Annotated in this window: 22 protein-coding genes; 16 read left to right on the forward strand and 6 right to left on the reverse strand. The window is 76.9% G+C overall.

What is annotated here, in order from left to right:
* Positions 1-202 precede the first annotated feature (202 nt).
* Entirely contained in the window at positions 203-1,576 is a 1,374-nt protein-coding gene (locus tag ACRYR7_RS14980) for a cell division protein PerM (RefSeq protein ID WP_432572907.1), read from the forward strand.
* A 23-nt stretch (positions 1,577-1,599) separates the two neighbouring features.
* Here the strand turns inward: ACRYR7_RS14980 and ACRYR7_RS14985 are convergent, their stop codons facing one another.
* A complete protein-coding gene (locus ACRYR7_RS14985) occupies positions 1,600-2,373 on the reverse strand; it encodes a VOC family protein (protein ID WP_432572908.1) in 774 nt (257 codons plus the stop codon).
* Positions 2,374-2,498: 125 nt separating this feature from the next.
* Positions 2,499-3,389 carry a sulfurtransferase gene (locus tag ACRYR7_RS14990; RefSeq protein ID WP_432572909.1) on the reverse strand — a complete coding sequence of 297 codons (891 nt, stop codon included), beginning with the start codon at positions 3,387-3,389 and terminating at the stop codon, positions 2,499-2,501.
* A 69-nt stretch (positions 3,390-3,458) separates the two neighbouring features.
* Here ACRYR7_RS14990 and purN point away from each other — a divergent pair, with 69 nt between their 5' ends.
* The 5 genes from purN (at position 3,459) to idi (ending at position 8,098) form a co-directional block, all read left to right on the forward strand.
* Positions 3,459-4,043, forward strand: coding sequence for a phosphoribosylglycinamide formyltransferase (gene purN, locus ACRYR7_RS14995; RefSeq protein ID WP_432572910.1), 585 nt, complete (start codon positions 3,459-3,461; stop codon positions 4,041-4,043).
* 84 nt (positions 4,044-4,127) lie between these two features.
* Entirely contained in the window at positions 4,128-5,705 is a 1,578-nt protein-coding gene (gene purH, locus ACRYR7_RS15000; protein ID WP_432572911.1) for a bifunctional phosphoribosylaminoimidazolecarboxamide formyltransferase/IMP cyclohydrolase, read from the forward strand.
* A gap of 95 nt (positions 5,706-5,800) precedes the next feature.
* Positions 5,801-6,094: a DUF3017 domain-containing protein gene (locus tag ACRYR7_RS15005; RefSeq protein WP_432572912.1), complete on the forward strand. Its 294-nt coding sequence runs from the start codon at positions 5,801-5,803 to the stop codon at positions 6,092-6,094.
* Between the two features lie 196 nt (positions 6,095-6,290).
* Positions 6,291-7,448 carry a dimethylsulfone monooxygenase SfnG gene (gene sfnG, locus ACRYR7_RS15010; RefSeq protein ID WP_432572913.1) on the forward strand — a complete coding sequence of 386 codons (1,158 nt, stop codon included), beginning with the start codon at positions 6,291-6,293 and terminating at the stop codon, positions 7,446-7,448.
* A gap of 89 nt (positions 7,449-7,537) precedes the next feature.
* Positions 7,538-8,098: an isopentenyl-diphosphate Delta-isomerase gene (gene idi / locus ACRYR7_RS15015; protein WP_432572914.1), complete on the forward strand. Its 561-nt coding sequence runs from the start codon at positions 7,538-7,540 to the stop codon at positions 8,096-8,098.
* Positions 8,099-8,122: 24 nt separating this feature from the next.
* Here the strand turns inward: idi and ACRYR7_RS15020 are convergent, their stop codons facing one another.
* The gene (locus ACRYR7_RS15020) at positions 8,123-8,389 is read right to left on the reverse strand and encodes an acyl-CoA carboxylase subunit epsilon (protein ID WP_432572915.1); all 267 of its coding nucleotides are present in this window, start codon (positions 8,387-8,389) and stop codon (positions 8,123-8,125) included.
* Positions 8,386-10,011: an acyl-CoA carboxylase subunit beta gene (locus tag ACRYR7_RS15025; protein ID WP_432572927.1), complete on the reverse strand. Its 1,626-nt coding sequence runs from the start codon at positions 10,009-10,011 to the stop codon at positions 8,386-8,388. The genes ACRYR7_RS15020 and ACRYR7_RS15025 overlap by 4 nt, the downstream gene beginning before the upstream one ends.
* A 223-nt stretch (positions 10,012-10,234) precedes the next feature.
* Here ACRYR7_RS15025 and ACRYR7_RS15030 point away from each other — a divergent pair, with 223 nt between their 5' ends.
* The 6 genes from ACRYR7_RS15030 (at position 10,235) to ACRYR7_RS15055 (ending at position 16,362) form a co-directional block, all read left to right on the forward strand.
* Entirely contained in the window at positions 10,235-11,449 is a 1,215-nt protein-coding gene (locus tag ACRYR7_RS15030) for an NADP-dependent isocitrate dehydrogenase (protein WP_432572916.1), read from the forward strand.
* Between the two features lie 226 nt (positions 11,450-11,675).
* Entirely contained in the window at positions 11,676-12,764 is a 1,089-nt protein-coding gene (locus ACRYR7_RS15035) for a CDP-glycerol glycerophosphotransferase family protein (protein WP_432572917.1), read from the forward strand.
* 29 nt (positions 12,765-12,793) lie between these two features.
* A complete protein-coding gene (locus ACRYR7_RS15040; RefSeq protein ID WP_432572928.1) occupies positions 12,794-13,516 on the forward strand; it encodes a phosphocholine cytidylyltransferase family protein in 723 nt (240 codons plus the stop codon).
* 179 nt (positions 13,517-13,695) lie between these two features.
* Positions 13,696-14,778 (forward strand): CDP-glycerol glycerophosphotransferase family protein, encoded by a 1,083-nt coding sequence (locus tag ACRYR7_RS15045; protein ID WP_432572918.1) that lies wholly within the window; start codon positions 13,696-13,698, stop codon positions 14,776-14,778.
* The gene (locus ACRYR7_RS15050) at positions 14,775-15,521 is read left to right on the forward strand and encodes a phosphocholine cytidylyltransferase family protein (protein WP_432572919.1); all 747 of its coding nucleotides are present in this window, start codon (positions 14,775-14,777) and stop codon (positions 15,519-15,521) included. Before ACRYR7_RS15045 ends, ACRYR7_RS15050 begins: the two co-directional genes overlap by 4 nt.
* Positions 15,522-15,813: 292 nt before the next feature.
* Positions 15,814-16,362 (forward strand): phospholipase D-like domain-containing protein, encoded by a 549-nt coding sequence (locus ACRYR7_RS15055; protein WP_432572920.1) that lies wholly within the window; start codon positions 15,814-15,816, stop codon positions 16,360-16,362.
* Positions 16,363-16,402: 40 nt separating this feature from the next.
* On the opposite strand, the gene purU is transcribed toward ACRYR7_RS15055, so the two are convergent.
* Positions 16,403-17,260, reverse strand: a complete 858-nt coding sequence (purU, locus tag ACRYR7_RS15060) for a formyltetrahydrofolate deformylase (protein ID WP_432572921.1) — start codon at positions 17,258-17,260, stop codon at positions 16,403-16,405.
* 24 nt (positions 17,261-17,284) lie between these two features.
* On the opposite strand from purU, the gene ACRYR7_RS15065 reads away from it, so the two are divergent.
* The 3 genes from ACRYR7_RS15065 (at position 17,285) to ACRYR7_RS15075 (ending at position 20,760) form a co-directional block, all read left to right on the forward strand.
* Positions 17,285-18,418 carry an isochorismate synthase gene (locus tag ACRYR7_RS15065; RefSeq protein WP_432572922.1) on the forward strand — a complete coding sequence of 378 codons (1,134 nt, stop codon included), beginning with the start codon at positions 17,285-17,287 and terminating at the stop codon, positions 18,416-18,418.
* Between the two features lie 153 nt (positions 18,419-18,571).
* A complete protein-coding gene (glyA, locus tag ACRYR7_RS15070; protein ID WP_432572923.1) occupies positions 18,572-19,876 on the forward strand; it encodes a serine hydroxymethyltransferase in 1,305 nt (434 codons plus the stop codon).
* The gene (locus tag ACRYR7_RS15075) at positions 19,873-20,760 is read left to right on the forward strand and encodes a bifunctional methylenetetrahydrofolate dehydrogenase/methenyltetrahydrofolate cyclohydrolase (protein WP_432572924.1); all 888 of its coding nucleotides are present in this window, start codon (positions 19,873-19,875) and stop codon (positions 20,758-20,760) included. The genes glyA and ACRYR7_RS15075 overlap by 4 nt, the downstream gene beginning before the upstream one ends.
* Positions 20,761-20,844: 84 nt before the next feature.
* Here the strand turns inward: ACRYR7_RS15075 and ACRYR7_RS15080 are convergent, their stop codons facing one another.
* Complete coding sequence (locus tag ACRYR7_RS15080; protein ID WP_432572925.1) at positions 20,845-22,449, reverse strand: GGDEF domain-containing protein; 1,605 nt, start codon at positions 22,447-22,449, stop codon at positions 20,845-20,847.
* Positions 22,450-22,629: 180 nt separating this feature from the next.
* On the opposite strand from ACRYR7_RS15080, the gene ACRYR7_RS15085 reads away from it, so the two are divergent.
* On the forward strand, positions 22,630-23,436 hold the full coding sequence (locus ACRYR7_RS15085; RefSeq protein ID WP_432572926.1) for an exodeoxyribonuclease III: 807 nt from the start codon (positions 22,630-22,632) through the stop codon (positions 23,434-23,436).
* Positions 23,437-23,480 lie beyond the last annotated feature (44 nt).

The raw sequence follows: 23,480 nt of genomic DNA on the forward strand, positions 1-23,480 counted from the left end.
TCCTCGCCCAGCACGTCACCGGTCGTCCCGCTCACCGAAGCACCTCCCGCTCCTGGCGGCGGTGCGGCGGCACCTCGTCCTCCTCACCGCGCGCGCCCCCCCGCCCGCCCGCCCCCCCCCCCCGCGCCCCCCCCCCCCGGCCGCGTGCGCCGCCGCGCGTCGCTGACCGGGTGCCCCCGCGGGCGGGGGCAGGATGGAGGCGATGTCCAGCCCTCCCGCCACCTCGCCCCCCGCCACCGCCGGGCCCGCCGCGGCCCGTCCCGCGCCCGCGGACCTGCTGCCGCTGCTGACGGCCGCCGTGCGCGCGGTGCTCACCCTGCTCGTGCCGATCGCCGTGCTGACCCTGGTGGCCTGGCTCGGCGCCGTGCGCTCCACCTCGTCCCTGGCGGCGGTGGTGCGCGTGGGCGCCGACGTGTGGCTGCTGGGCCACGGCGCCCCGGTCGCCGTGGTCGGCGGCTCCCTGGCCGTCGCCCCGCTGGGGGTGACGCTGCTCGCGCTGGCCTCGGCGGTGCGGGCGGTGCGGACGTGGGTGCGCGACCAGGTCGAGGCCGAGCGCGGGGTGCCGTTCTGGCCCGGCGCGGGGGTGTTCGCCGCCGGCTACGGCGTCCTGGCGCTGCTGCTCGCGCTGGTCACCCGCAGCGGCGTCAGCGCCGCCGCCCCGGTGCAGGCCCTGCTCGGCGGGGCGCTGGTGGGCGGGCTCGGCTTCCTCGCCGGGGCCCGCGCCCACCGCCCGCCGCTGCCGCCGCGGGTGCCGGCCGCGCTGGCCGCCGCGCTGCGCCCGGCCGCGGCGAGCGCCGCGGCGCTGGTGGCGCTGGGCTCGCTGGCGGTGGCGGTGGCGCTGGTGCACGGCCGCTCCGACGTGCTGCTGCTGCACCGCTCCCTGGAGCCCGGCCTGCTCGGCGGCGCGCTGCTGGTGCTGGCGCAGGCGCTGCTGCTGCCGACGCTGGCGGTGTGGGGGCTGGCGTGGCTGGCCGGTCCCGGCTTCGCCGTGGGCACCGCGACGTCGGTGGCGCCCGGCGGCACGACGCTGGCGACGCTGCCCGCGGTGCCGGTGCTGGGGGCGCTGCCCCCGCAGGGGCCCGCCCCGGTCGCGGCGTGGGCCGTCGTGCTGCTGCCGGTGCTCGTGGGCGCGGGGGCGGCGCTGCTGCGCCGCCCCCGCGCGGGCGAGCCCGCCGGGCCGCTGCACCGCGTCGCGGTGGCGCTGCTCACCGGTGCCCTCGCGGGGCTGGTGAGCGGGGTGCTCGCCGCCGCCGCGTCCGGGCCGCTGGGCTCGGGGCGCATGGGCGAGATGGGCCCGCACGCGGCGTGGACCGCCCTGGCCGTCGCCGGCGAGGTCGCCGCCGGCGGGGTGGCCGCGGTGCTGCTGCAGCGCGCGTGGACCGCCTGGCGCGGCACCCGCGTCGCCTCCGACCTGCCCGCCGCCCTCAGCGAGCGCACCGGCGGCCTGCTGGCCCCGCCCGGCTCCGCCGCCGGGCCGGCCGGCCGCTCGCGCCGGCCCGCCGGCGGGAGCACGGGCGCCGCGGGGAGCGGCCGGGACGGCGGCGGCAGCGGCGGGCCGGTCCGCGGGCGCGGCTGAGGTGCGCGGCTGAGGCGCGCGGCTCAGGAGCGGTCCGGCTGCCGGCTCCGCTCGCCGGACACCACGGCCAGCAGCGCGCCCGCGGGGTCGGCCAGCTCGGCCACCCGGCCCAGCGGGGTGTCGCGGGGCGGGCTCAGCACCGTCCCGCCGGCCGCCCGCGCCGCGGCCGCCGCGGCGTCGCAGTCGGCCACCCCGAAGTGCACCAGCCAGCCCGGCCGCCCGTGCCGGTCCGGGCCGATGCCGCCGGCCGGGCGCCCGGCGCCCGCGGGGGTCACCGCCCCCCAGCCGTCGGCGAGCTCCCCGGAGGACCAGCCGAACACCTCGGCGCAGAAGCCGCGGGAGGCGGCCGGGTCGGGGGAGCGCAGGTCGCACCACACCAGGGCGCCAGGCTCGTCGACGACCCGCGCACCGGGGTGCCGGTCCGCCTGCCACAGGCCCAGCGGCACCCCGGCGGGGTCCAGGACCGCGGCCAGGGTGCCGTGGTCGCCGACCGGCCGCGGCGGCAGGAGCACCCGCGCCCCGGCCGCCGCCGCGGCGGCGCAGGTGGCCGCCGCGTCGTCGGTGGCGACGAACAGGTGCCACCCCGTCGGGCCGCGCCCGGCCGGCCCGGCGCCCGCGGCGACGCGCCCGCCGGCCAGGAACTGCAGGAAGGGGCCCTCGCCGAACTCCGGGCCCAGCCGCGCCACCTCCCAGCCCAGGACGCTGCGGTAGAAGGCGGCCGACGCCTCGACGTCGGTGCACGCCAGGTCCACCCACGAGGGGGTCCCGGCGGGCCAGGGGCTGTTCCGGGTGCTCATGGCGCGACATCGGACCACGCCGCCGCGCGCCGCGGGGGGCGTTCGGCGCAGTCCGCGGGCGTCCGTCACCGCAGCGCGAGAGGCGTTCTACGCAGCGTGCACCGCGCGGTGCCCGGGCGGGCGTCTCAGCGCCCGGCGGCGCCCTCGGGGCCCGGGTGGGGGGCGGGACCCGGGTGGGGGTCGGGGCCGGTGGCGGCGGGGCGGGCCGGGTCGACGGACCACTGCGACCACGAGCCCGGCCACAGCGCCGCCCCCACGCCCGCGGCCGCCAGCTGCGCCACCGCCAGGCTGGCGAAGACCCCCGAGCCGCACGAGGCCACCACCTCGGTGCCCGGCGCCACGCCCACCGCCGCCAGCCGCTCGCGCAGCTCGACCGGCCCCAGCAGCAGCCCGCCGGCGCCCGTCAGCGAGGCCGGCGGCAGGTTGCGCGCACCGGGCACGTGCCCGGCGCGCGGGTCCACCGGCTCGACCTCCCCGCGGTAGCGCTCGGGGGCGCGGGCGTCCAGCAGCACCCCGCGCGCGGCCGCCGCCGCGGCCCCGTCGGCGTCCACCGACGGCAGCGCGCCGCCGGGGCCCAGCTCCACGTCGCCCGGCGCGGGCACCACCTCCCCGGCCTCCAGCGGCAGGCCCGCCGCCCGCCACGCCGCCAGGCCGCCGTCGAGCAGGCGCACGTCCTCGAAGCCGGCCCAGCGCAGCACCCACCAGGCGCGCGCGGCCGCCGCGCCGCCGGCGTCGTCGTAGGCGACGGCGCGCGAGCCGGCGCGCAGCCCCCAGCGGCGCGCGGCGCGCTGCAGGTCGGCCGCCGCGGGCAGCGGGTGGCGCCCGCCCGCGGGCGAGGGCGGCGCGGACAGCTCCGCGTCCAGGTCCACGTACACCGCGCCGGGCAGGTGCGCGGCGCGGTGCTGCTCGCGGCCGGTGGCGTCGCCCAGGCGCCAGCGCACGTCGAGCAGGACCGGGCCCGCGCCGCCCAGCTCGGCGGCGAGGTCGGCGGCGGCCACGAAGGGGGGAGCGCTCACGCGCCCATCCTGGCGCCCGGGCGGGCGGGCGTCCGGCGCGCCCCGCCGCGGCGGCTATCGTCCGTGCACGTGCCAGCGCGCGTCGTCGTCCTCGCCTCCGGGTCCGGCTCCACCCTGCAGGCGCTCCTGGACGCCCGCGACGACGCCTTCGCCGTCGTCGCCGTCGGCTCCGACAAGCCCGGCGCCGCCGCCCTGGAGCGCGCCCGCGCCGCGGGTGCGGCCACCTTCGCCGTCCCGCCCGGCGAGCACCCCGACCGCGCCGCCTGGGACCGGGCCCTGGCCGCCGCCGTGGCCGCCCGCTCCCCGGACCTGGTGGTCCTGGCCGGGTTCATGCGCATCGTCGGCGCACCGCTGCTGGACGCCTTCGGCGGCCGGCTGGTCAACACCCACCCCGCGCTGCTGCCCTCGTTCCCCGGCGCGCACGGGGTGCGCGACGCCCTGGCGCACGGGGTGCGGGTGACCGGCTGCACCGTGCACCTGGTCGACGCCGGCGTGGACACCGGCCCGATCCTGGACCAGGCGGCCGTGCGCGTGCTGGACGGCGACGACGAGGCGTCCCTGCACGAGCGCATCAAGGACGCCGAGCGCCGCCTGCTCGTCGACGTCGTCGCCCGCCTGGCCCGCGGCGAGCTGCCCGCCCCCCGCCCGAGCTGACCCGCCCGCTCGACCCGCCCGCTCGACCCTCCCGCTCGACCCGCCCGACCCGCGCCCGCCCACCCGAGAGGACCACCCCAGCCGATGGCCGAGAACCCGACCGCCGAGCGCAGCAGCGTCAAGCGCGCCCTCGTCAGCGTCTACGACAAGACGGGCCTGGAGGAGCTCGCCACCGGCCTGCACGCCGCCGGCGTCGCGATCGTCTCCACCGGCTCCACCGCCGCGCGCATCGCCGCCGCCGGGGTGCCGGTGACGCCGGTGGAGGAGCTCACCGGGTTCCCCGAGTGCCTCGACGGGCGGGTCAAGACGCTGCACCCGCGCGTGCACGCCGGCATCCTCGCCGACCGCCGCCTGCCCGAGCACGTGCAGCAGCTCGCCGACCTCGGCGTGGAGCCGTTCGACCTCGTCGTGGTGAACCTCTACCCGTTCCGGCAGACCGTCGCCTCCGGCGCCGGCTTCGACGACGTCGTGGAGCAGATCGACATCGGCGGCCCCTCCATGGTGCGCGCCGCCGCGAAGAACCACCCCAGCGTCGCCGTCGTCGTCGACCCCGCCCGCTACGGCGAGGTGCTCGGGGCGGTGGCCGCCGGCGGGTTCACGCAGCCGCAGCGCCGCCGCCTGGCCGCGGAGGCGTTCGCGCACACCGCCTCCTACGACACCGCGGTCGCCGGCTGGTTCGCCGCGCAGACCCTGGACGAGGGCGACGAGGGCTGGCCCGCCGTCACCGGCGCCGCCCTGGAGCGCACCTCGGTGCTGCGCTACGGCGAGAACCCGCACCAGCGCGCCGCCGTCTACGCCGACCCCTCCTCCGAGCCGGGCATCGCGCAGGCCGTGCAGCTGCACGGCAAGGCGATGTCCTACAACAACTACGTCGACGCCGACGCCGCCCTGCGCGCCGCCTTCGACTTCACCGCCCCGGCCGTGGCGGTCATCAAGCACGCCAACCCCTGCGGCATCGCCACCGGCGCCGACGTGGCCGACGCCCACGCCAAGGCGCACGCCTGTGACCCGGTGTCCGCCTACGGCGGCGTCATCGCCGCCAACCGCGTGGTCACCGCCGCGATGGCCGCGCAGGTCGCCGACGTGTTCACCGAGGTCGTCGTCGCCCCCGGTTTCGAGGCCGAGGCCCTGGAGGTGCTGCAGCGCAAGAAGAACGTGCGCCTGCTGCAGCTGCCGGAGGGCTACGGCCGCCGCGACGAGGAGTGGCGCCCGGTCTCCGGCGGCGTGCTCGTGCAGCAGCTGGACCGCATCGACGCCGAGGGCGACGCGCCCGCCGGCTGGACGCTGGCGGCCGGCGAGGCCGCCGACGCGGCGACCCTGGCGGACCTGGAGTTCGCCTGGCGCGCGGTGCGCTCGGTGCGCTCCAACGCGATCCTGCTGGCGCGCGACGGCGCCTCGGTGGGCGTGGGGATGGGCCAGGTGAACCGCGTGGACTCCTGCCGCCTGGCCGTCTCGCGCGCCGGCGACGAGCGCGCCCGCGGCGCGGTGGCCGCCTCCGACGCGTTCTTCCCCTTCGCCGACGGCGCGCAGATCCTCATCGACGCCGGGGTGCGCGCGATCGTGCAGCCCGGCGGGTCGATCCGCGACGAGGAGGTCGTCGAGGCGGCCCGCGCGGCCGGGGTGACGATGTACTTCACCGGCGCGCGCCACTTCGCGCACTGAGCGGACCGGAGGTGCCCGGGGTCCCCGGCGCGCCGTCCCGGCAGCCCCGGCGCGTGCCCGCGCCGCGGCTGCCCGGCGTCGGTACGGTGCCTGGCGTGGCTGGTGCGCCGGCGGGGACCCCGGGACGCGTGCCGCCCGCGGGCGGCGCCGTCCTGGGCGCCCTCGTGGGCGGGGCGGGGCTGGCCCTGCTGCTGACCCTGCTCGCCGGGCCCGTGGCCGGCGGGCTGCTGCTGGGCGCGGACCTGGCCGTCGCCGCGGTGCTGCGCCTGGTGCTGCCGGTGCGGGTGGCCGGGGCGCTGGCGGTGCGCTCGCGCGCCGTGGACACCGCGGTGCTGCTCGTGCTGGCCGCGGCGTGCGCGGTGCTGGCCTGGTCGCTGCCGCCGGGCTGAGGGGCCCGCGGCGGGGCGGGACTGGTCGGGGCGGGGCTGGTCCGGGTAGGGCGGTCCGGGCGGGTGCGTGGCGGCGCGCGCCCGCGCCGGGTTACGCTCGCCGGGACCATCCAGAGCGGCCGAGAGACCTGGCTCGACGACGCCGCAGCAACCGCGAGGGCCACGACGGCTCCCCCCGGTGCTACCGCCAGGACCGATGGAGGAGCGCAGCCGCATGCCCGTGAAGTTCGCCTACTGGGTCCCCAACGTCTCCGGCGGTCTCGTCGTCTCCACGATCGAGCAGCGCACGAGCCACGACCCCGCCTACAACGTCGAGGTGGCCCGCGCCGCCGAGCGCGCCGGCTTCGAGTACGCCCTGACCCAGGTGCGCTACCTGGCCTCCTACGGCGCGGACGCCCAGCACGAGTCCACCTCGTTCTCCCTGGCCCTGCTGCTGGCGACGGAGAAGCTCAAGGTCATCGCCGCCGTCCACCCGTTCTTCTGGCACCCCGGCGTGCTGGCGAAGTTCGCCGCCACCGCGCAGGAGCTCACCGGCGGCCGGCTGGCGCTGAACGTGGTCTCCGGCTGGTTCAAGGACGAGGCCACCCAGCTCGGCGTCACCTGGCACGAGCACGACGAGCGCTACCGGCAGTCCGAGGAGTTCATCAGCCTGCTGCGCGGGGTGTGGTCGCAGGACGGCTACTCGCAGAGCGGGGACTTCTTCTCGGCCCGCGACATCACCTTCCGCCCGCAGCCGAGGGTGCAGCCGGAGGTGTTCCAGGGCGGGAACTCCACCGCCGCGCAGGCGATGGCCGGCCGCGTCAGCGACTGGTACTTCATGAACGGCAAGCCGATCGCCGGCGCCGCCGAGCAGGTGCGCACCGTCAGCGCCCTGGCCGCCGCGAACGGCCGCTCGATCCGCTTCGGGCTCAACGGCTTCGCCGTCGTGCGCGACACGCGCGAGGAGGCCGAGGCGGTCCTGGAGGAGATCGTCGCCAAGGCCGACGTCGCCAAGGTCGAGGGCTTCGGCGCCGCGGTGCAGGAGGCCGGCAACGCCACGAAGGACCGCAAGGGCATGTGGGCGGACAGCGAGTTCCGCGACCTGGTGCAGTACAACGACGGTTTCCGCACCGGCCTGGTCGGCACCCCCGACGAGGTCGCCCGCCGCGTGCTGGCGTACTCCCTGGTGGGCGTGGACCTGCTGCTGCTGGGGTTCCTGCACGTGAAGGAGGACGTCGAGGCGTTCGGCGAGCTCGTCGTCCCGCGGGTGCGCGAGCTGGAGCAGCGCCTGGCCGACGGCGAGGACCTCTCGCTGGGCGCCGAGCTCGACGAGGCCGTCGCCGCCGCCGGCGGGCGGGTGGGCTCGCTGGTCTGAGCGCACCGGCGCCCCCCGCCGCCGGGCGGGGGCCGCGCCGCGCGCGCGGCCTCCGTGCGCGCGGCGCGAGGGGCACGTACGGTGCAGCGGTGACCGCTGCCGACACCTGCGCGCCCGTCGCGACCCGGGCCACCGAGCTCGTCGTCCTGCTCACCGAGGACGGCGTGCCGTGCGGCACCGCGCCCAAGTCGCAGGTGCACCACACCGCCACGCCCCTGCACCTGGCGTTCTCCTGCTGGGTGCTCGACGGGGCCGGCCGCACCCTGCTGACCCGCCGCGCCGACACCAAGCGCACCTGGCCGGGGGTGTGGACGAACTCCTTCTGCGGCCACCCCGGCCCGGGCGAGGAGCCCGCCGAGGCGGTGCACCGGCGCGCCGCCGACGAGCTGGGCACCGCCGTCACCGCGGTCGCCCCGGTGCTGCCGACGTTCCGCTACCGCGCCGAGATGGCCGACGGCACCGTGGAGAACGAGGTGTGCCCGGTCTTCACCGCCACCCTCGTCGCGGACCTGGCGCCCAACCCGGAGGAGGTCGGCGCCTGGCGCTGGGTGGGCCTGGACGAGCTGCGCGCCGAGGTCGCGCGCGACCCCTCGCCGTTCAGCCCCTGGATGCTGCTGCAGCTGCAGCAGCTGCCCGCCGGCCTGCGCTGACCCCGCGCGAGCGCGCCCGGCCGCTCAGCGCGGCAGGGCGCTGGCCCGCCAGCCGTCCGCGCCGGGCGCCGGCGCCAGCCCCAGCGCGCGGGAGCGGTCCGCCCAGCGCGAGCGCGGCAGCGGCGGCGGGGGAGCGGCCGGCGCGGCCGCCAGGCGCGTGAGCACCACGGTCAGGGCCGCCAGCTCCTCCGGCTCGGGGTGGCCGCGCTCGATGCGCAGCGCGGCGAGCAGGCCGGCGGCGGCCCGCTCGGGGGTCGGCTCGGGCTCGGGGACGACCGGCTGCGCGCTCACAGCGGGATGTTCCCGTGCTTCTTGGCCGGCAGCGAGGCGCGCTTGGTGGCCAGCGCCCGCAGCGCCCGCGCCACCTGCACCCGCGTCTCGGAGGGGGCGATCACCGCGTCGACGAAGCCGCGCTCGGCGGCGACGTAGGGGTTGGCCAGCTCGTCCTCGTACTCGGTGACCAGCTCACGGCGGCGGGCCTCGACGTCCTCGCCGGCCTCCTCGGCCCGCTTCAGCGTGCCGCGGTGCAGGATGTTCACCGCGCCCTGCGCGCCCATGACCGCGATCTGCGCGGTCGGCCAGGCCAGGCACAGGTCCGCGCCCATCTCCTTGGACCCCATGACGATGTACGCCCCGCCGTACGCCTTGCGGGTGATCACCGTCACCAGCGGCACGGTGGCCTCGGCGTAGGCGTGCAGCAGCTTCGCGCCGCGGCGGATGATGCCGCCGTGCTCCTGGCCCACCCCGGGCAGGAAGCCGGGCACGTCCACCAGGGTCAGCACCGGCACGTTGAAGGCGTCGCAGGTGCGCACGAAGCGCGCGGCCTTCTCGGAGGCGTCGATGTCCAGCGTGCCCGCGAGCTGCGAGGGCTGGTTGGCCACGATGCCCACCGTGCGGCCCTCCACGCGCGCGAAGCCGCACAGCACGTTGGGCGCGAACAGCTCGTGGACCTGCAGGAACTCGCCGTCGTCGACGACCGCGGCGATCACGGCGGTCATGTCGTAGGGCTGGTTCGCCGAGTCCGGCACGATCGTGTCCAGCACCAGGTCGTGCTCGTCGACCTCCAGCGGCCGCGGCTCCTCCGGCGGCAGCAGCGGCGGCTCGGAGAGGTTGTTGCTGGGCAGGAACGAGAGCAGGTCGCGCACCCAGCCGACCGCCTCGTCCTCGTCCTCGGCCAGGTGGTGCGCCACCCCCGAGCGCGAGGCGTGGGTGCGCCCGCCGCCGAGCTCCTCGAAGCCGACGTCCTCGCCGGTCACGGTGCGGATCACGTCCGGGCCGGTGACGAACATGTGGCTGGTGCCGTCGACCATGACGGTGAAGTCGGTCAGCGCGGGGGAGTAGACCGCCCCGCCCGCGCACGGCCCGGCGATCAGCGAGACCTGCGGCACCACGCCCGAGGCGTGCACGTTGCGGCGGAAGATCCGCGCGTACTGCACCAGGGAGGCCACGCCCTCCTGGATGCGCGCTCCGCCGCCGTCGTTGATCCCGATCACGGGGCAGCCGGTGGTGGCCGCCCACTCCTGCAGCTCGGCGATCTTGGCGCCGTGCACCTCGCCGAGGGAGCCGCCGAAGGCGGTGAAGTCCTGCGCGTACACGGCCACCGGGCGCTCGTCGAGCGTGGCGTAGCCGGTGACCACGCCGTCGCCGTCGACGTGCTTGCTCGCCACGCCGAAGGCGGTGGCGCCCGAGCGCGCGAAGCCGCCGAGCTCCACGAAGGAGCCGGGGTCGACCAGGGCCGCGATGCGCTCGCGGGCCGTCTTCTTGCCGCGGGGGTGCTGCTTGGCCGCGGCGCGCTCGTCGGCGGCCGCCACGGCGGCGTCGGCGCGCCGGTGCAGCTCGGCCAGCTTGCCGGCGGTGCTGCGCGGGTCGGGGCCCGCCGGGACCGGCTGGCCCGCGGGGGCGGGGTCGTGCACGGGCGCGTCGAGACCACTCACGGGGCGGCAGCGTACCCACCCGCGCCCCCGCCGCCCGCACCGCTGCCGAGCCCGCCGCCCGGGACGCGGCCCGCGCGCGGCCCGGCGCGCGGCCCGGCGCGCGACCCGGGCGGGTGGGCCGCGGGCGGTGGCGCCCGGTAGCTTGACGTCGAGACGAAGCCGTCCCGGAGCGGGCCGGCCCACGGTCAGGAGGAGACAGCACGTGGCCAAGATCAAGGTGCAGGGGCCTGTCGTCGAGCTCGACGGCGACGAGATGACCCGGATCATCTGGCAGTCCATCAAGGACCGGCTGATCCACCCCTACCTCGACGTCGACCTGCAGTACTACGACCTGGGCATGGAGCACCGCGACGCGACCGACGACCAGGTCACGATCGACGCCGCCCACGCCATCCAGAGGGCCGGCGTCGGCGTGAAGTGCGCCACCATCACGCCCGACGAGGCGCGGGTGGAGGAGTTCGGCCTGAAGAAGATGTGGCGCTCGCCCAACGGGACGATCCGCAACATCCTCGGCGGCGTGATCTTCCGCGAGCCGATCATCATCTCCAACGTGCCGCGCCTGGTGCCGGGCTGGACCAAGCCGATCATCGTCGGCCGCCACGCCTTCGGCGACCAGTACCGCGCCACCGACTTCAAGTTCCCCGGCGAGGGCACCCTGACGGTGACCTTCACCCCCAAGGACGGCTCCGAGCCCATCGAGCACGAGGTCTTCCAGGCCCCCGGCGCCGGTGTCTCGCTGTCGATGTACAACCTCGACAGCTCGATCTACGACTTCGCGCGCGCCTCGCTGAACTACGGCCTGGCCCGCGGGTACCCGGTGTACCTGTCCACGAAGAACACGATCCTCAAGGCCTACGACGGCCGCTTCAAGGACATCTTCGCCGAGGTCTTCGAGAACGAGTTCAAGGCGAAGTTCGACGAGGCGGGCATCACCTACGAGCACCGCCTCATCGACGACATGGTCGCCGCCTCCCTGAAGTGGGAGGGCGGCTACGTGTGGGCCTGCAAGAACTACGACGGCGACGTGCAGTCGGACACCGTCGCGCAGGGCTTCGGCTCGCTGGGCCTGATGACCTCCGTGCTCACCACCCCGGACGGCTCGGTCGTGGAGGCGGAGGCCGCGCACGGCACCGTGACCCGCCACTACCGCCAGCACCAGCAGGGCAAGCCGACCTCCACCAACCCCATCGCGTCGATCTACGCGTGGACCCGGGGCCTGGCGCACCGCGGCAAGCTGGACTCCACCCCCGAGGTCACCGGCTTCGCCGAGACCCTGGAGGACGTGGTCATCAAGACCGTCGAGAGCGGCAAGATGACCAAGGACCTCGCGCTGCTCGTGGGCGCGGACCAGGCGTGGCAGACCACCGAGGAGTTCCTCGGCAGCCTGGACGAGAACCTGCAGGCGCGCCTGGCCTGACCCCGGCCGCCCCGCACGGGCCCCCGCGCCACCGGGCGCGGGGGCCCGTGCTGCGCGTGCGGCACGCAGCGCCGAGCGGTGCTGCACGCACAGTGACGACAGTGGGCCGGTGGGTCACGGACGGTGCCGAGGCGGGTCCGGGCGGGCTCCCGGGCGGGCATCATGGAGGGTCCCGCCGACGGCGGGCGGACAAGCGGCCCACCCCGGCCCGAACGACAGGAACACCGTGAAGATCGTCTACTACAGCTTCGGAGGACGCTACTCCGACAACCCCCGGGCCCTGCACCAGCGTCTGCTGGCCCGGGCGGACGTCGACGCCGAGCACGTCTGGCTGGCCGGCCCCGAGCACGCCGGCGCGTTCCCCGCCGGCACCGCCACCGTGCCGCTGGGCGGCCCGGAGGCCCTGGACGCGCTGGCCTCGGCCGACCTCGTCGTCGCCGACAACCACCTGCCGGCCTGGGACAAGCGCCCCGGCACGACCTACCTGCAGACCTGGCACGGCACGCCGATGAAGCGCATCCACCGCGACGCGCACTTCACCCAGCCCGCCGGCGAGGACGTCATGAGCAGGCTGGACGACGACGTCACCCGCTGGGACCTGCTGCTGGCGCCCAGCGGGGCCGCCGCCGTCCCGCTGCGCGGGGCCTTCGGCTTCGGCGGGCCCGTGCCCGTCACCGGCTACCCGCGCAACGACGCGCTGCTGGCGCCGGACGCCGAGCAGCGCCGCGCCCGCGTGCGCGCCGAGCTGGGCGTCGAGGAGGGCAGGACCGCCGTGCTCTACGCGCCGACCTGGCGCGACGACGACCGCTTCGGCGACGGCCCGGACTTCCGCCTCGAGCTGGACCTGCAGCGCTTCACCGAGCGCCTGGGCGACAGCCACGTGCTGCTGATGCGCCTGCACTACCTGGTCCCCGACGCGCTGCGCGGGCTGGACGTGCCCGGCGTGCTCGACGTCTCGCGCCACCCGGACGTCAACGACCTCTACCTGGCCGCCGACGCCCTGGTGAGCGACTACTCCTCGGCCGTCTTCGACTTCGCGATCACCGGCAAGCCGGTCGTCTCGTTCGTCTACGACCTCGAGCGCTACCGCGACGTGCTGCGCGGCTTCTACTTCGACCCGTGCGAGATCGCGCCGGGCCCGGTGCTGCGCACCTCCGAGGAGGTCCTGGAGGCCCTGGCCGACCTGGAGGGCGTGCGGGTGGAGCACAAGGCGCGCTACGAGGCGTTCCAGGAGCGGTTCTGCCACGCCGAGGACGGGCGCGCGGCCGACCGCGTGCTCGACCTGGTCCTGGGCGGGCGGGGGGTGCGCGCGTGAGCCGCCGGACCGGCGCGGGCCGCGGCCCGCTGGACGTGCAGGTGGTCGTCCTCGCCGCCGGGCTGGGCACCCGGCTGGGCCGGCCGCTGCCCAAGTCGCAGACCCGCCTGCGCGACGGGCGCACGATCATGCAGCAGCAGGTCGACAACGTCCGCGCCGCCCTGGGCCCCGACGTGCCGATCACCGTGGTGGTGGGCTTCAAGGCGATGCTCGTCATGGAGGCCCACCCGGACCTGCTCTACGCCTACAACGAGCTCTTCGACGCCACCAACACCTCCAAGAGCCTGCTGCGCGCCCTGGAGAGGTCCCGCCCCGGCGGGGTGCTGTGGATGAACGGCGACGTCGTCTTCGACCCGCGCGTGCTGCGCGACGCCCGCCCGTGGATCGAGCGCGACGAGACCTTCGTGTGCGTGAACACCGCCGCCGTGGGCGAGGAGGAGGTGAAGTACACCGTCGACGCCGAGGGCTTCGTGCGCGAGCTGTCCAAGACGGTGACCGGCGGCCTCGGCGAGGCCGTGGGCATCAACTTCGTCTCCGCCGCCGACAAGGCGGTGCTCGTGGAGGAGCTGCGCGCCTGCGCGGACACCGACTACTTCGAGCGCGGCCTGGAGACGGCGGTCGCGCGCGGGGTGCGGATCGCGCCCGTGGACGTCTCCGGCTTCGACGTCGTCGAGGTGGACTTCGAGGAGGACCTGCGCCGCGCGGACCGCATCGAGGTCGAGCACCTGCGCATGGACGCCTTCACCGGCTGAGCCCGGCCGTCCGGGGCGGGCGGGGACCCGCGGGTGCCCGCCCGCCCCGGCACCGCGGTGCGCCACCGCCGGGCCGCCGCTGTGCTGCGCGGAGCCTGGGCGTGCCGCATCATGAGTGATCGCGCCCCGGCACGGTTCGACCACGAGCCCCCGCCCGGGCCTGACCGACGAGGGGCACCGTGAAGATCGTCTACCACAGCTTCGAGGGGCGGTACTCGGACAACCCGCGCGCGCTGCACCAGCGCCTGCTCGCGCGCGGCGACCGCGACGACGAGCACGTCTGGCTGTCCACGCCGGCGCACGCCCACGGCTTCCCCGAGGGCACCGCCACCGTGGACATCGACTCCCCGGCGGCGGTCGCCGCCCTGGAGACCGCCGACCTGGTCGTCTCCAACACCCACCTGGACTTCCCGTGGGACAAGCGCCCGGGCACGACGTACCTGCAGACCTGGCACGGCACGCCGCTCAAGCGCATCCACCGCGACGTGCTCTTCGCGCCCGCGGGGCGCCTGGACCGCCTGGACCACGACGTGGCCAAGTGGGACCTGCTGCTGTCCCCGAACGAGGCCGCCACCGGACCGCTGCGCGGGGCGTTCCGCTTCGCCGGGCCCGTGCCCGTCACCGGCTACCCGCGCAACGACGTGCTCAGCGCCCCCGACGCCGAGCAGCGCCGCGCCCGCGTGCGCGCCGAGCTGGGCGTGCCGGAGGGCAGGACCGCCGTGCTGTACACGCCGACCTGGCGCGACGACGACAAGTTCGGCGACGGCCCGGACTTCCGCCTCGAGCTGGACCTGCAGCGCTTCGCCGAGCGCCTGGGCGAGGACCAGGTCATGCTGCTGCGCCTGCACTACATGGTCTCCGCCGCGCTGCAGGGCCTGGACGTGCCCGGCGTGCTGGACGTGTCCTTCCACCCCGACATCAGCGACCTGTACCTGGCCGCGGACGTCATGGTGACCGACTACTCCTCCACCCAGTTCGACTTCGCGATCACCGGCAAGCCGATCGTGTACTACGTCTACGACATCGAGCGCTACCGCGACGTGCTGCGCGGGTTCTACTTCGACCCGTACGAGATCGCGCCGGGCCCGGTGCTCACCTCCTCCGAGGAGGTCCTCGACGCCCTCGCCGACCTCGACGGCGTCCGCACCACCCACAAGGAGCGCTACGAGGCGTTCCAGGAGATGTTCTGCCACGCCGAGGACGGGCACGCGGCCGACCGCGTGCTCGACCTCGTCCTGCCGACCGGGGAGGTCCGTCCGTGAGCTGCCACACCGCTGAGACCCAGGCCGTGATCCTCGCCGCGGGGCTGGGCACCCGCCTGGGCCGGCCGCTGCCCAAGTCGCAGACCCGCCTGCGCGACGGGCGCACGATCATGGAGCAGCAGGTGGAGAACCTGCGCACCGTGCTCGGCGAGGAGGTGCCGATCACCGTGGTGGTGGGCTTCAAGGCCACCGTCATCATGGAGGCGCGCCCCGACGTGCTCTTCGCCTACAACGAGCTGTTCGACTCCACGAACACCTCCAAGAGCCTGCTGCGGGCCCTGGAGACCTCCCACCGGGGCGGGGTGCTGTGGATGAACGGCGACGTCGTCTTCGACCCGCGGATCCTGCAGCACGTGCAGCCCTGGATCGAGCGCGACGAGACGTTCGTGTGCGTGAACACCGCCGCCGTCGCCGAGGAGGAGGTGAAGTACACCGTCGACGCCGAGGGCTTCGTGCGCGAGCTGTCCAAGTCCGTCGTGGGCGGCCTCGGCGAGGCCGTGGGCATCAACTACGTCTCCGCCGCCGACAAGCAGGCCCTCGTGGAGGAGCTGCGCGCCTGCGCGGACACCGACTACTTCGAGCGCGGCCTGGAGACGGCGATCGCCCGCCGCGGCGTGCGCGTGGTGCCCATCGACATCTCGCAGTTCGACGTCGTCGAGGTGGACTTCGAGGAGGACCTGCAGCGCGCGGACCGCATCGAGGTCGAGCACCTGCGCATGGACGCCCCCCTGCACGCGCGCTGACCCGCCGCCCGCCCCCCCGCTCCCGCCCCTCCCGCTCCCGCCCCTGCTGCCGCCGCGCCGCCGCGCGCGGTCGGGCGGCGGGCGGGAACCGGCGTACAGTCCGCAGCAGGGACCCGGTGCGGCGACCACCGACGCACCGGGCCCCGGTCAGCACCGCCAGCACCCCTCGCGCACCCCCGGGTGCGCCGTCGCCGGCCCCCGCACCGCGGGGCGCACCGGCCCCGCGGATCCGCGGGGAGGACCGGACGAACCGCCGGCGGGTCCCCGCCGCGGCAGAGCAGGGGAGCGGGACGTGAAGGTTCGACAGGCGCGCAGCGGGGCGACGGTGACGGTCTCGGGCGCCGTGCACGACGAGGACGGCCCCGAGCTCGGGGCCGCCCTGATCAGCGCCCTCGGCGACGGCCGCGACGGCGACGTCCTCCTGGACGCCCACAGCGTCACCGAGTTCGACGACGGGGCGCTGCGGGCGTTCGCGGCGGTGCGCACCCGCGCCAAGCACCTGCACCGGGGCTTCGCCGTGCTCGACGAGGAGGACGGCGCCACGGCCCGCAGCCTGCGCCGCAGCGGGCACGTCTTCCGCATCACCGTGCACCCCGACGCCGGCGCGGCGCGCGCGGCGCTGTCCGAGGGGCGCAGCCGCACCGCCGCGCGCAACCCGCTGCCGCCGGCCGCCGAGCCGGCGCACCGGGGCCCCGGCGTCCCGGCCGGCGCCCGCGCGGGCACCGCGCACGCCACCGGCCCGGTCGGCGCCGTGCGCCTGGCCGCCGCCGGCGGCGCGGCGCTGGTGCAGGGGGCCGGGCACCGCCTGGCCGGCGCCGCCCGCCACCTCAGGGAGCGCTGAGGCGCCCGGAGCGCTCAGCCGCAGAGCGCGTGCGGCGCGCTCAGCGGAAGACGACCGTGCGGTGCCCGTCGAGCAGCACCCGGTGCTCGGCGTGCCAGCGCACCGCGCGCGCCAGCGTGCGCGCCTCCACGTCCTGGCCGGTGCGCACCAGCTCCGCCGGCGTGTAGCGGTGGTCGACCCGCTCGATCTCCTGCTCGATGATCGGGCCCTCGTCCAGGTCGGCGGTCACGTAGTGCGCCGTCGCGCCGATGATCTTCACGCCGCGGGCGTGGGCCTGGTGGTAGGGCCGGGCTCCCTTGAAGCTGGGCAGGAACGAGTGGTGGATGTTGATGGCCCGCCCCGACAGCTCCCGGCACAGGGCGTCGGACAGGATCTGCATGTAGCGGGCCAGCACGACCAGCTCCACGTCCAGCTCGGCGACCAGCTCCAGCAGCCGCGCCTCCCCGGCCTCCTTGGAGGCCGCGTCGCCGGTGGCCACGGGCACGTGGTGGAAGGGCACGCCGTAGAACTGCGCCAGCGGGGCCAGGTCGGTGTGGTTGGAGACCACGCCCACCACGTCCACCGGCAGGTCGCCGGAGCGGTGCCGGAAGAGCAGGTCGTTGAGGCAGTGCCCCTGCTTGGAGCACAGCACGAGGGTGCGCACCCGCGCCGCGGCGTCGCGCAGCTCCCACGTCAGCTCGAAGCGGGAGGCGACCACGGCGACGGTCTCGCGCAGCGCCTCGTCGCTGGCGGCGGCGTCGAAGGCCACCCGCATGAAGAACAGGCCGGTGTCCGGGTCCCCGTACTGCTGGCTCTCGGTGATGTTGGCGTCCAGCGCCACCAGGGCCCCGGTGACGGCGTGGACGATGCCGGGGCGGTCGGGGCAGGACAGGGTCAGGACCCTCGGGCGTGCGCTCACGGGTGTGAAGCCTAGGGTGGGCGCGTGTCAGAACCCGCCTCGGCGGCCCTCGCGGTGCGCGCCGGCGCCACCGTCTTCTCGGACGCCAAGAGCACGCTCGTGCAGACCGGCCCGCGCCCGCTGGTGCCCGGCGGCTCCGGCGCCGAGCAGTTGCGCCGCACCGCCCGCGCCCTGGACGAGGAGCCCGAGGGCGTCGTCGTCGCCGGCGCGGTGCCCTTCGACCTGACCTCGCCCGGCGCGCTGCGCGTGGGCCCGGCGGTGCGCACCCCCGGGCCGCTGACGCCGCCGGCGGGGTACGTGCCCCGGCCCGTCACGGTGGCGCGCAGCCGCCCGCTGCCCTCCCCGGAGGGCTACGCCGCCGAGGTGCGCGCCGCGCTGGAGCGCATCGCCGCCGGCGACGTGCACAAGGTGGTGCTGGCCCGCTCCCTGGAGCTGACGGCGCTGGTGGACTGGTCGGTGCCCGACCTGGTCGCCGACCTGGGCGCGCGCAACCCGGCCGCCACGACGCTGGCGGTGCCGCTGGACGACCCCGCGCGCGCGGGCGGGCGCTGGCTGGTGGGCGCCAGCCCGGAGCTGCTGCTGCGCCGGCGCGGGCCCAGCGTGCTGCTGCGCCCGCTGGCCGGCTCCGTGCCGCGCTCGCCGGAGCCGGAGGAGGACCTGCGCCGCGCCGACGCGCTGATGACCTCCGACAAGGACCGCCGCGAGCACGCCTACGTGGTGGACGCCGTGGTGGAGGCGCTGCGCCCGTTCTGCCGCACGGTCAGCGCGCCGCAGCCGGAGCTGCTGGCCACGCCGACGGTGTGGCACCTGGCCACCCGCGTCACCGCCCTGCTCAACGACACCTCCACCACCTCGGTGGACCTGGTGGCCGCGCTGCACCCGACGCCGGCGGTGGGCGGCTCCCCGCGCCGCGCGGCGCTGCAGGTGATCCGCGAGGTGGAGGGCCTGGACCGCGGCTGCTACGCCGGCGCGATCGGCTGGCAGGACGGCGACGGCGACGGCGAGTGGGTCGTGGGGGTGCGCTGCGCGGAGGTCGCCGGGCGCACCCTGCGCATCTTCGGCGGCGCCGGGATCGTGGCCGGTTCCGACCCGGCGGCGGAGGTGCGCGAGACGGCCGCGAAGATGCGCACCGTGCTGGAGGCGGCCGTCCCGCGCTGAGCGCTGGGCTACCCTGGGCCTGCCGCGACTGGCGAAGGTGGGGGACCACCGGGGAGCGGCAACGGGAGCCGCCCGCGGGCGGCGCCCGCCGTTCACGGGGTCGTCCGCCTGGGCCTCGCGTCGACACCGCCGCCCGAGCCCGAGGAGCGCAACGTGACCGACGTCCTGCCCACCCCCACCGCGGCCGCCGGGGTCACCGACCGGCCGCTGTCCGAGGTCGACCCGGAGATCGCCGCGGTCCTCGACGCCGAGCTGGGCCGCCAGCGCGACACGCTGGAGATGATCGCCAGCGAGAACTTCGCCCCGCGCGCGGTGCTGCAGGCGCAGGGCTCGGTGCTGACCAACAAGTACGCCGAGGGCTACCCGGGCAAGCGCTACTACGGCGGCTGCGAGCACGTCGACGTGGCCGAGGAGCTGGCCCGCACCCGCGCCAAGGAGCTGTTCGGCGCCGAGCACGCCAACGTGCAGCCGCACTCCGGCGCCAGCGCCAACGCGGCGGCCATGCACGCCTTCATCCGCGGCGGCGACGGCATCCTGGGCCTGGAGCTGGCCCACGGCGGCCACCTCACCCACGGCATGAAGATCAACTTCTCGGGCCGAATGTACGACGTGTCCGCCTACGGGGTGGACCCGAAGACCTTCCGCGTGGACATGGACGTGGTGCGCGCCACCGCGCGCTCGGCGCGCCCGAAGCTCATCATCGCCGGCTGGTCGGCCTACCCGCGCCAGCTCGACTTCGCCGCGTTCCGCGAGATCGCCGACGAGGTCGGCGCGTACCTCATGGTCGACATGGCGCACTTCGCGGGCCTGGTCGCCGCGGGCCTGCACCCCTCGCCGGTGCCGCACGCGCACGTGGTGACCTCCACCGTGCACAAGACCCTCGCCGGCCCGCGCTCGGGCCTGGTCCTCACCACCGCCGAGCACGCCAAGAAGGTCGACTCCGCGGTCTTCCCCGGCCAGCAGGGCGGCCCGCTCATGCACGTCGTGGCCGCCAAGGCCGTGGCGTTCAAGGTCGCCGGCTCCGAGGAGTTCCGCGAGCGCCAGCAGCGCACCCTGGAGGGCGCCAAGATCGTCGCCGAGCGCCTCACCGCGCCCGACGTGGCGCGCGCCGGGGTCTCCGTGCTCACCGGCGGCACCGACGTGCACCTGGTGCTGGTGGACCTGCGCGACTCCGCGCTGGACGGCCAGCAGGCCGAGGACCGCCTGCACGAGGTCGGCATCACGGTCAACCGCAACGCGGTGCCCTTCGACCCGCGCCCGCCGATGGTCACCTCGGGCCTGCGCATCGGCACCCCGGCGCTGGCCACCCGCGGCTTCGGCGCGGCGGAGTTCACCGAGGTCGCCGACGTCATCGCGCTGGCCCTGAAGCCGGAGTTCGACGCCGCCGCCCTGCGCGCGCGGGTCGCCAAGCTCACCGAGTCGTTCCCGCTGTACCCGGCGGCGGAGACCTTCGCGTGAGCGCGGTCGTCCTCGACGGCCGGGCCGCCGCGGCGGCCGTGAAGGCCGACCTGAAGGAGCGCGTGGCGGCGCTGCGCGAGCGCGGCGTCGTGCCGGGCCTGGGCACCGTCCTGGTCGGCGACGACCCCGGCTCGGCCTCGTACGTGCGCGGCAAGCACCGCGACTGCGCCGAGGTCGGCATCGCCTCGATCCAGGTGGAGCTGCCCGCCAGCGCCACCCAGGGCGAGATCGAGTCCGAGGTCGCCCAGCTCAACGCGGACCCGGCGTGCACCGGGTTCATCGTGCAGCTGCCGCTGCCCGCGGGCATCGACGCCAACCGGGTCCTGGAGGCGGTGGACCCGGCCAAGGACGCCGACGGCCTGCACCCGACGAACCTGGGCCGCCTGGTGCTGCGGGTGCGCGAGGAGATCACCTCCCCGCTGCCGTGCACGCCGCGCGGGGTGATCGACCTGCTGCTGCGCCACGACGTGCCGCTGGACGGCGCGGAGGTCGTCGTGGTCGGGCGCGGCGTCACGGTCGGGCGCCCCATCGGGCTGCTGCTGACCCGCCGCCACCCCAACGCCACGGTGACGCTGTGCCACACGGGCACCCGGGACCTGGCCGCGCACCTGCGCCGCGCCGACGTCGTCGTCGCCGCCGCGGGCGTGCCGGGCCTGGTCACCCGGGACCTCGTCAAGCCGGGCGCCGCGGTGCTGGACGTGGGCGTCTCCCGCGTGCCCGACCCGGAGACCGGCAAGCCGCGGCTGGCCGGCGACGTGGCCCTGGACGTGGCCGAGGTCGCCGGGTTCGTGGCGCCCAACCCCGGCGGGGTCGGGCCGATGACGCGCGCGCTGCTGCTGACGAACGTCGTCGAGAGCGCGGAGCGGGCCGCCGGCCTGCGCTGAGCCGCGCTCGCGAGCACCCCGGTGGGCACCCGCCCGCCGGGGTGCTCGCGCGTGCGGGGACCGACCCGCCCGCCGGGCGCCCGCCTACCCGGCGACCTCGCGCGGCCGGGGCCCGCCGCCGGTGCTCGCCCCGCCGGTGGACGCCCCGCCGGTGGACGCCCCGCCGGTGGACGCCTCCACGCGCCCCCGGCCGGCGGCCTTGGCCGCGTACATGGCGGCGTCGGCGCGCTCCAGCAGCTCCTGCGGGCCCAGCGCGCCGGCGGTGTGCGCGGTCCCGACGCTGGCGCCCACCCGCACCGGGCCCGCGGCCAGCGGCACCGGCGCCGAGACCAGCTCGACGACGCGCCGGCCGGCCGCCGCCGCCCGCTCGGCGCCCGCCCCGCGCAGCAGCACGGCGAACTCGTCCCCGCCCAGGCGGGCGCACACGTCCCCGGGGCGGAGGACCTCGCGCAGCCGGTCGGCGACGTGGCGCAGCAGCTCGTCCCCGGCCGCGTGCCCGAACCGGTCGTTGACGGCCTTGAAGCCGTCGAGGTCCACGAACAGCACCGCGCGCTCGCCCGGCTCGCCGGCCGCGCCGGTCAGCTCCTCCTGGAAGCCGACCCGGTTCGCCAGGCCCGTGAGCGCGTCGGTGCGCGCCTGCGCGCTCAGCAGCCGGTGCACCCGGGCGTTGCTGACGGCCATCGCCACCTGGTTGGCCAGCGACTGGAAGGACACCACGACCTCCGGCTCCACCCCGCCGGGGGCCCCCAGCAGGATCGACGCCCCCTCCACCCCGGGCAGGTCCAGGCACACCCACCGGCACGCCTCGCCGGTCGCCGCGTCCAGCTCCGCGGTGCGCGGCACGGCCACGACGTCGCCGGGGAGCAGGCCCCTCGGCACCACGCCGGCGGGCAGGTGCCCCGGCGCGCGCTCGAAGGCGCCGGCCACGCCGGTGACCACCGCGCGACCGCCCTCCAGGCGCACCGCCAGGGAGCGCAGGCCCGGCGTCGTCGCGCACAGCGCCCGGCTGCTGGCCACGCCCTCCTCGGCGACGCGGTCCGCGTCGGTCGTGCCCAGCAGCCGGGTGCCGAAGCCCACCAGCAGCGCGTCGCGCTGCGCGGCCCGCTCGCGGGCGAACATCCCCACCGCCAGCACGCGCACCACGACGAACGTCAGCAGCATGACGGGGGCGGTGCCGAGCACCGGCGCGGCCTGCGTGGTGGGCTCGTGCCCGGGCACCAGCCCCCACAGCGGCAGCGCGGCGACCACCGCCCCGGCGTAGCCCGCGCAGCGCAGCAGGCCGCGGCGGGTGGAGCTGTGCACGGCGTGGAACCACAGCGAGCAGAAGGTGACGCTGAAGACCATCGCCGGCGCGGGGCAGCTCAGCGTGAAGGCGGTGACGGCCACGCAGTCGGCGAGGTCGCGCAGCACGGACTCCCGCCCGCCCAGGTAGGCGTGCACCCAGGAGGTGACGAGCACCGCGGAGGCGCCCAGCACCGCGGGCAGCGTCACGGGCCCGGCCACCGCCAGCGGGCCGGGCAGCGACATCAGCAGCGCCAGGACCGCGAAGACCAGGAACAGCCAGCGGGTGCGCGGCACCAGGCCCTCCGGCCGGCGCAGGGCGCGCAGCAGCCGGCGGGGACCACCCGCGCTGCCGGCACCTCCCGCGCTCCCGGCACCTGCCGCGCCGCGCGCGCTCCGCGTGCCCACGTCCCCTCCTCCGCCCGGTGGTGGCTCGCCGCCCCGGCACCGGGGGTGCCGGGGCCGGTCCGGCCCCGCCGGTCACCGCCCTCACCGTCTTGTTCGTCCCCGCGCCCGCCCGGGTGGATGCGCCGAACGAGGGGTGCGCCCCCCTCCGCCCCGCCCGGGCGGGCGGGCCAGGATGGGGGCGTGCTGACCGTCGCCACCGTCAACGTCAACGGCATCCGCGCCGCCGTGCGCCGCGGCATGGCCTCCTGGCTCGCCGAGCGCGACCCGGACGTGCTGTGCCTGCAGGAGGTGCGCGCCCCCGACGAGGTGCTCGGCTCCCTGCTGGACGAGGCCCTCGGCGCCGGCTGGCACGTCGCGCACCGCGAGCCCACCGACGCCGGGACCAGGGGCCGCGCGGGCGTGGCGGTGGCCACCCGCCTGCCGGTGGGGGAGCAGCGCGCCGCCCTGCACCCGCGCTTCGACGGCGCCGGGCGCTGGGTGGAGCTGGACGTGCGGACCCCGGCGGGCACGGTGACGGTGGTCTCGGTGTACGTGCACACCGGCGAGGCGGGCACCCCCAAGCAGGACGACAAGACCGCCTTCCTCGACGCCGTGGGCGAGCGCATGGAGCAGCTGCGCGCCGCGGGCGGGCACGCGCTCGTGTGCGGCGACTTCAACGTCGCCCACCGCGAGGCGGACCTCAAGAACTGGAGGGGGAACCTGAAGAAGGCGGGGTTCCTGCCCGAGGAGCGCGCCCACTACGACCGCTGGTTCGCCTCCGGCTGGGTGGACGTGGTGCGCTCCCTGCACCCGGACCGGGAGGGGCCGTACTCGTGGTGGAGCTGGCGCGGGCAGGCCTTCGACCGCGACACCGGCTGGCGGATCGACCTGCAGCTCGCCACCGGGGAGCTGGCCGCGCGCGCCGGCGGCGCGGCGGTGGACCGCGCCGCGTCGTACGCCGAGCGCTTCAGCGACCACGCGCCCGTGGTGGTCACCTACGACGTCTGAGCCGGCCCGCGGGCCGACGGGCGCGGCGCGCCAGGCGCGCCCGG

The organism is Kineococcus gurbantunggutensis, from assembly GCF_050871925.1.
Classification (GTDB): Bacteria; Actinomycetota; Actinomycetes; order Actinomycetales; family Kineococcaceae; genus Kineococcus.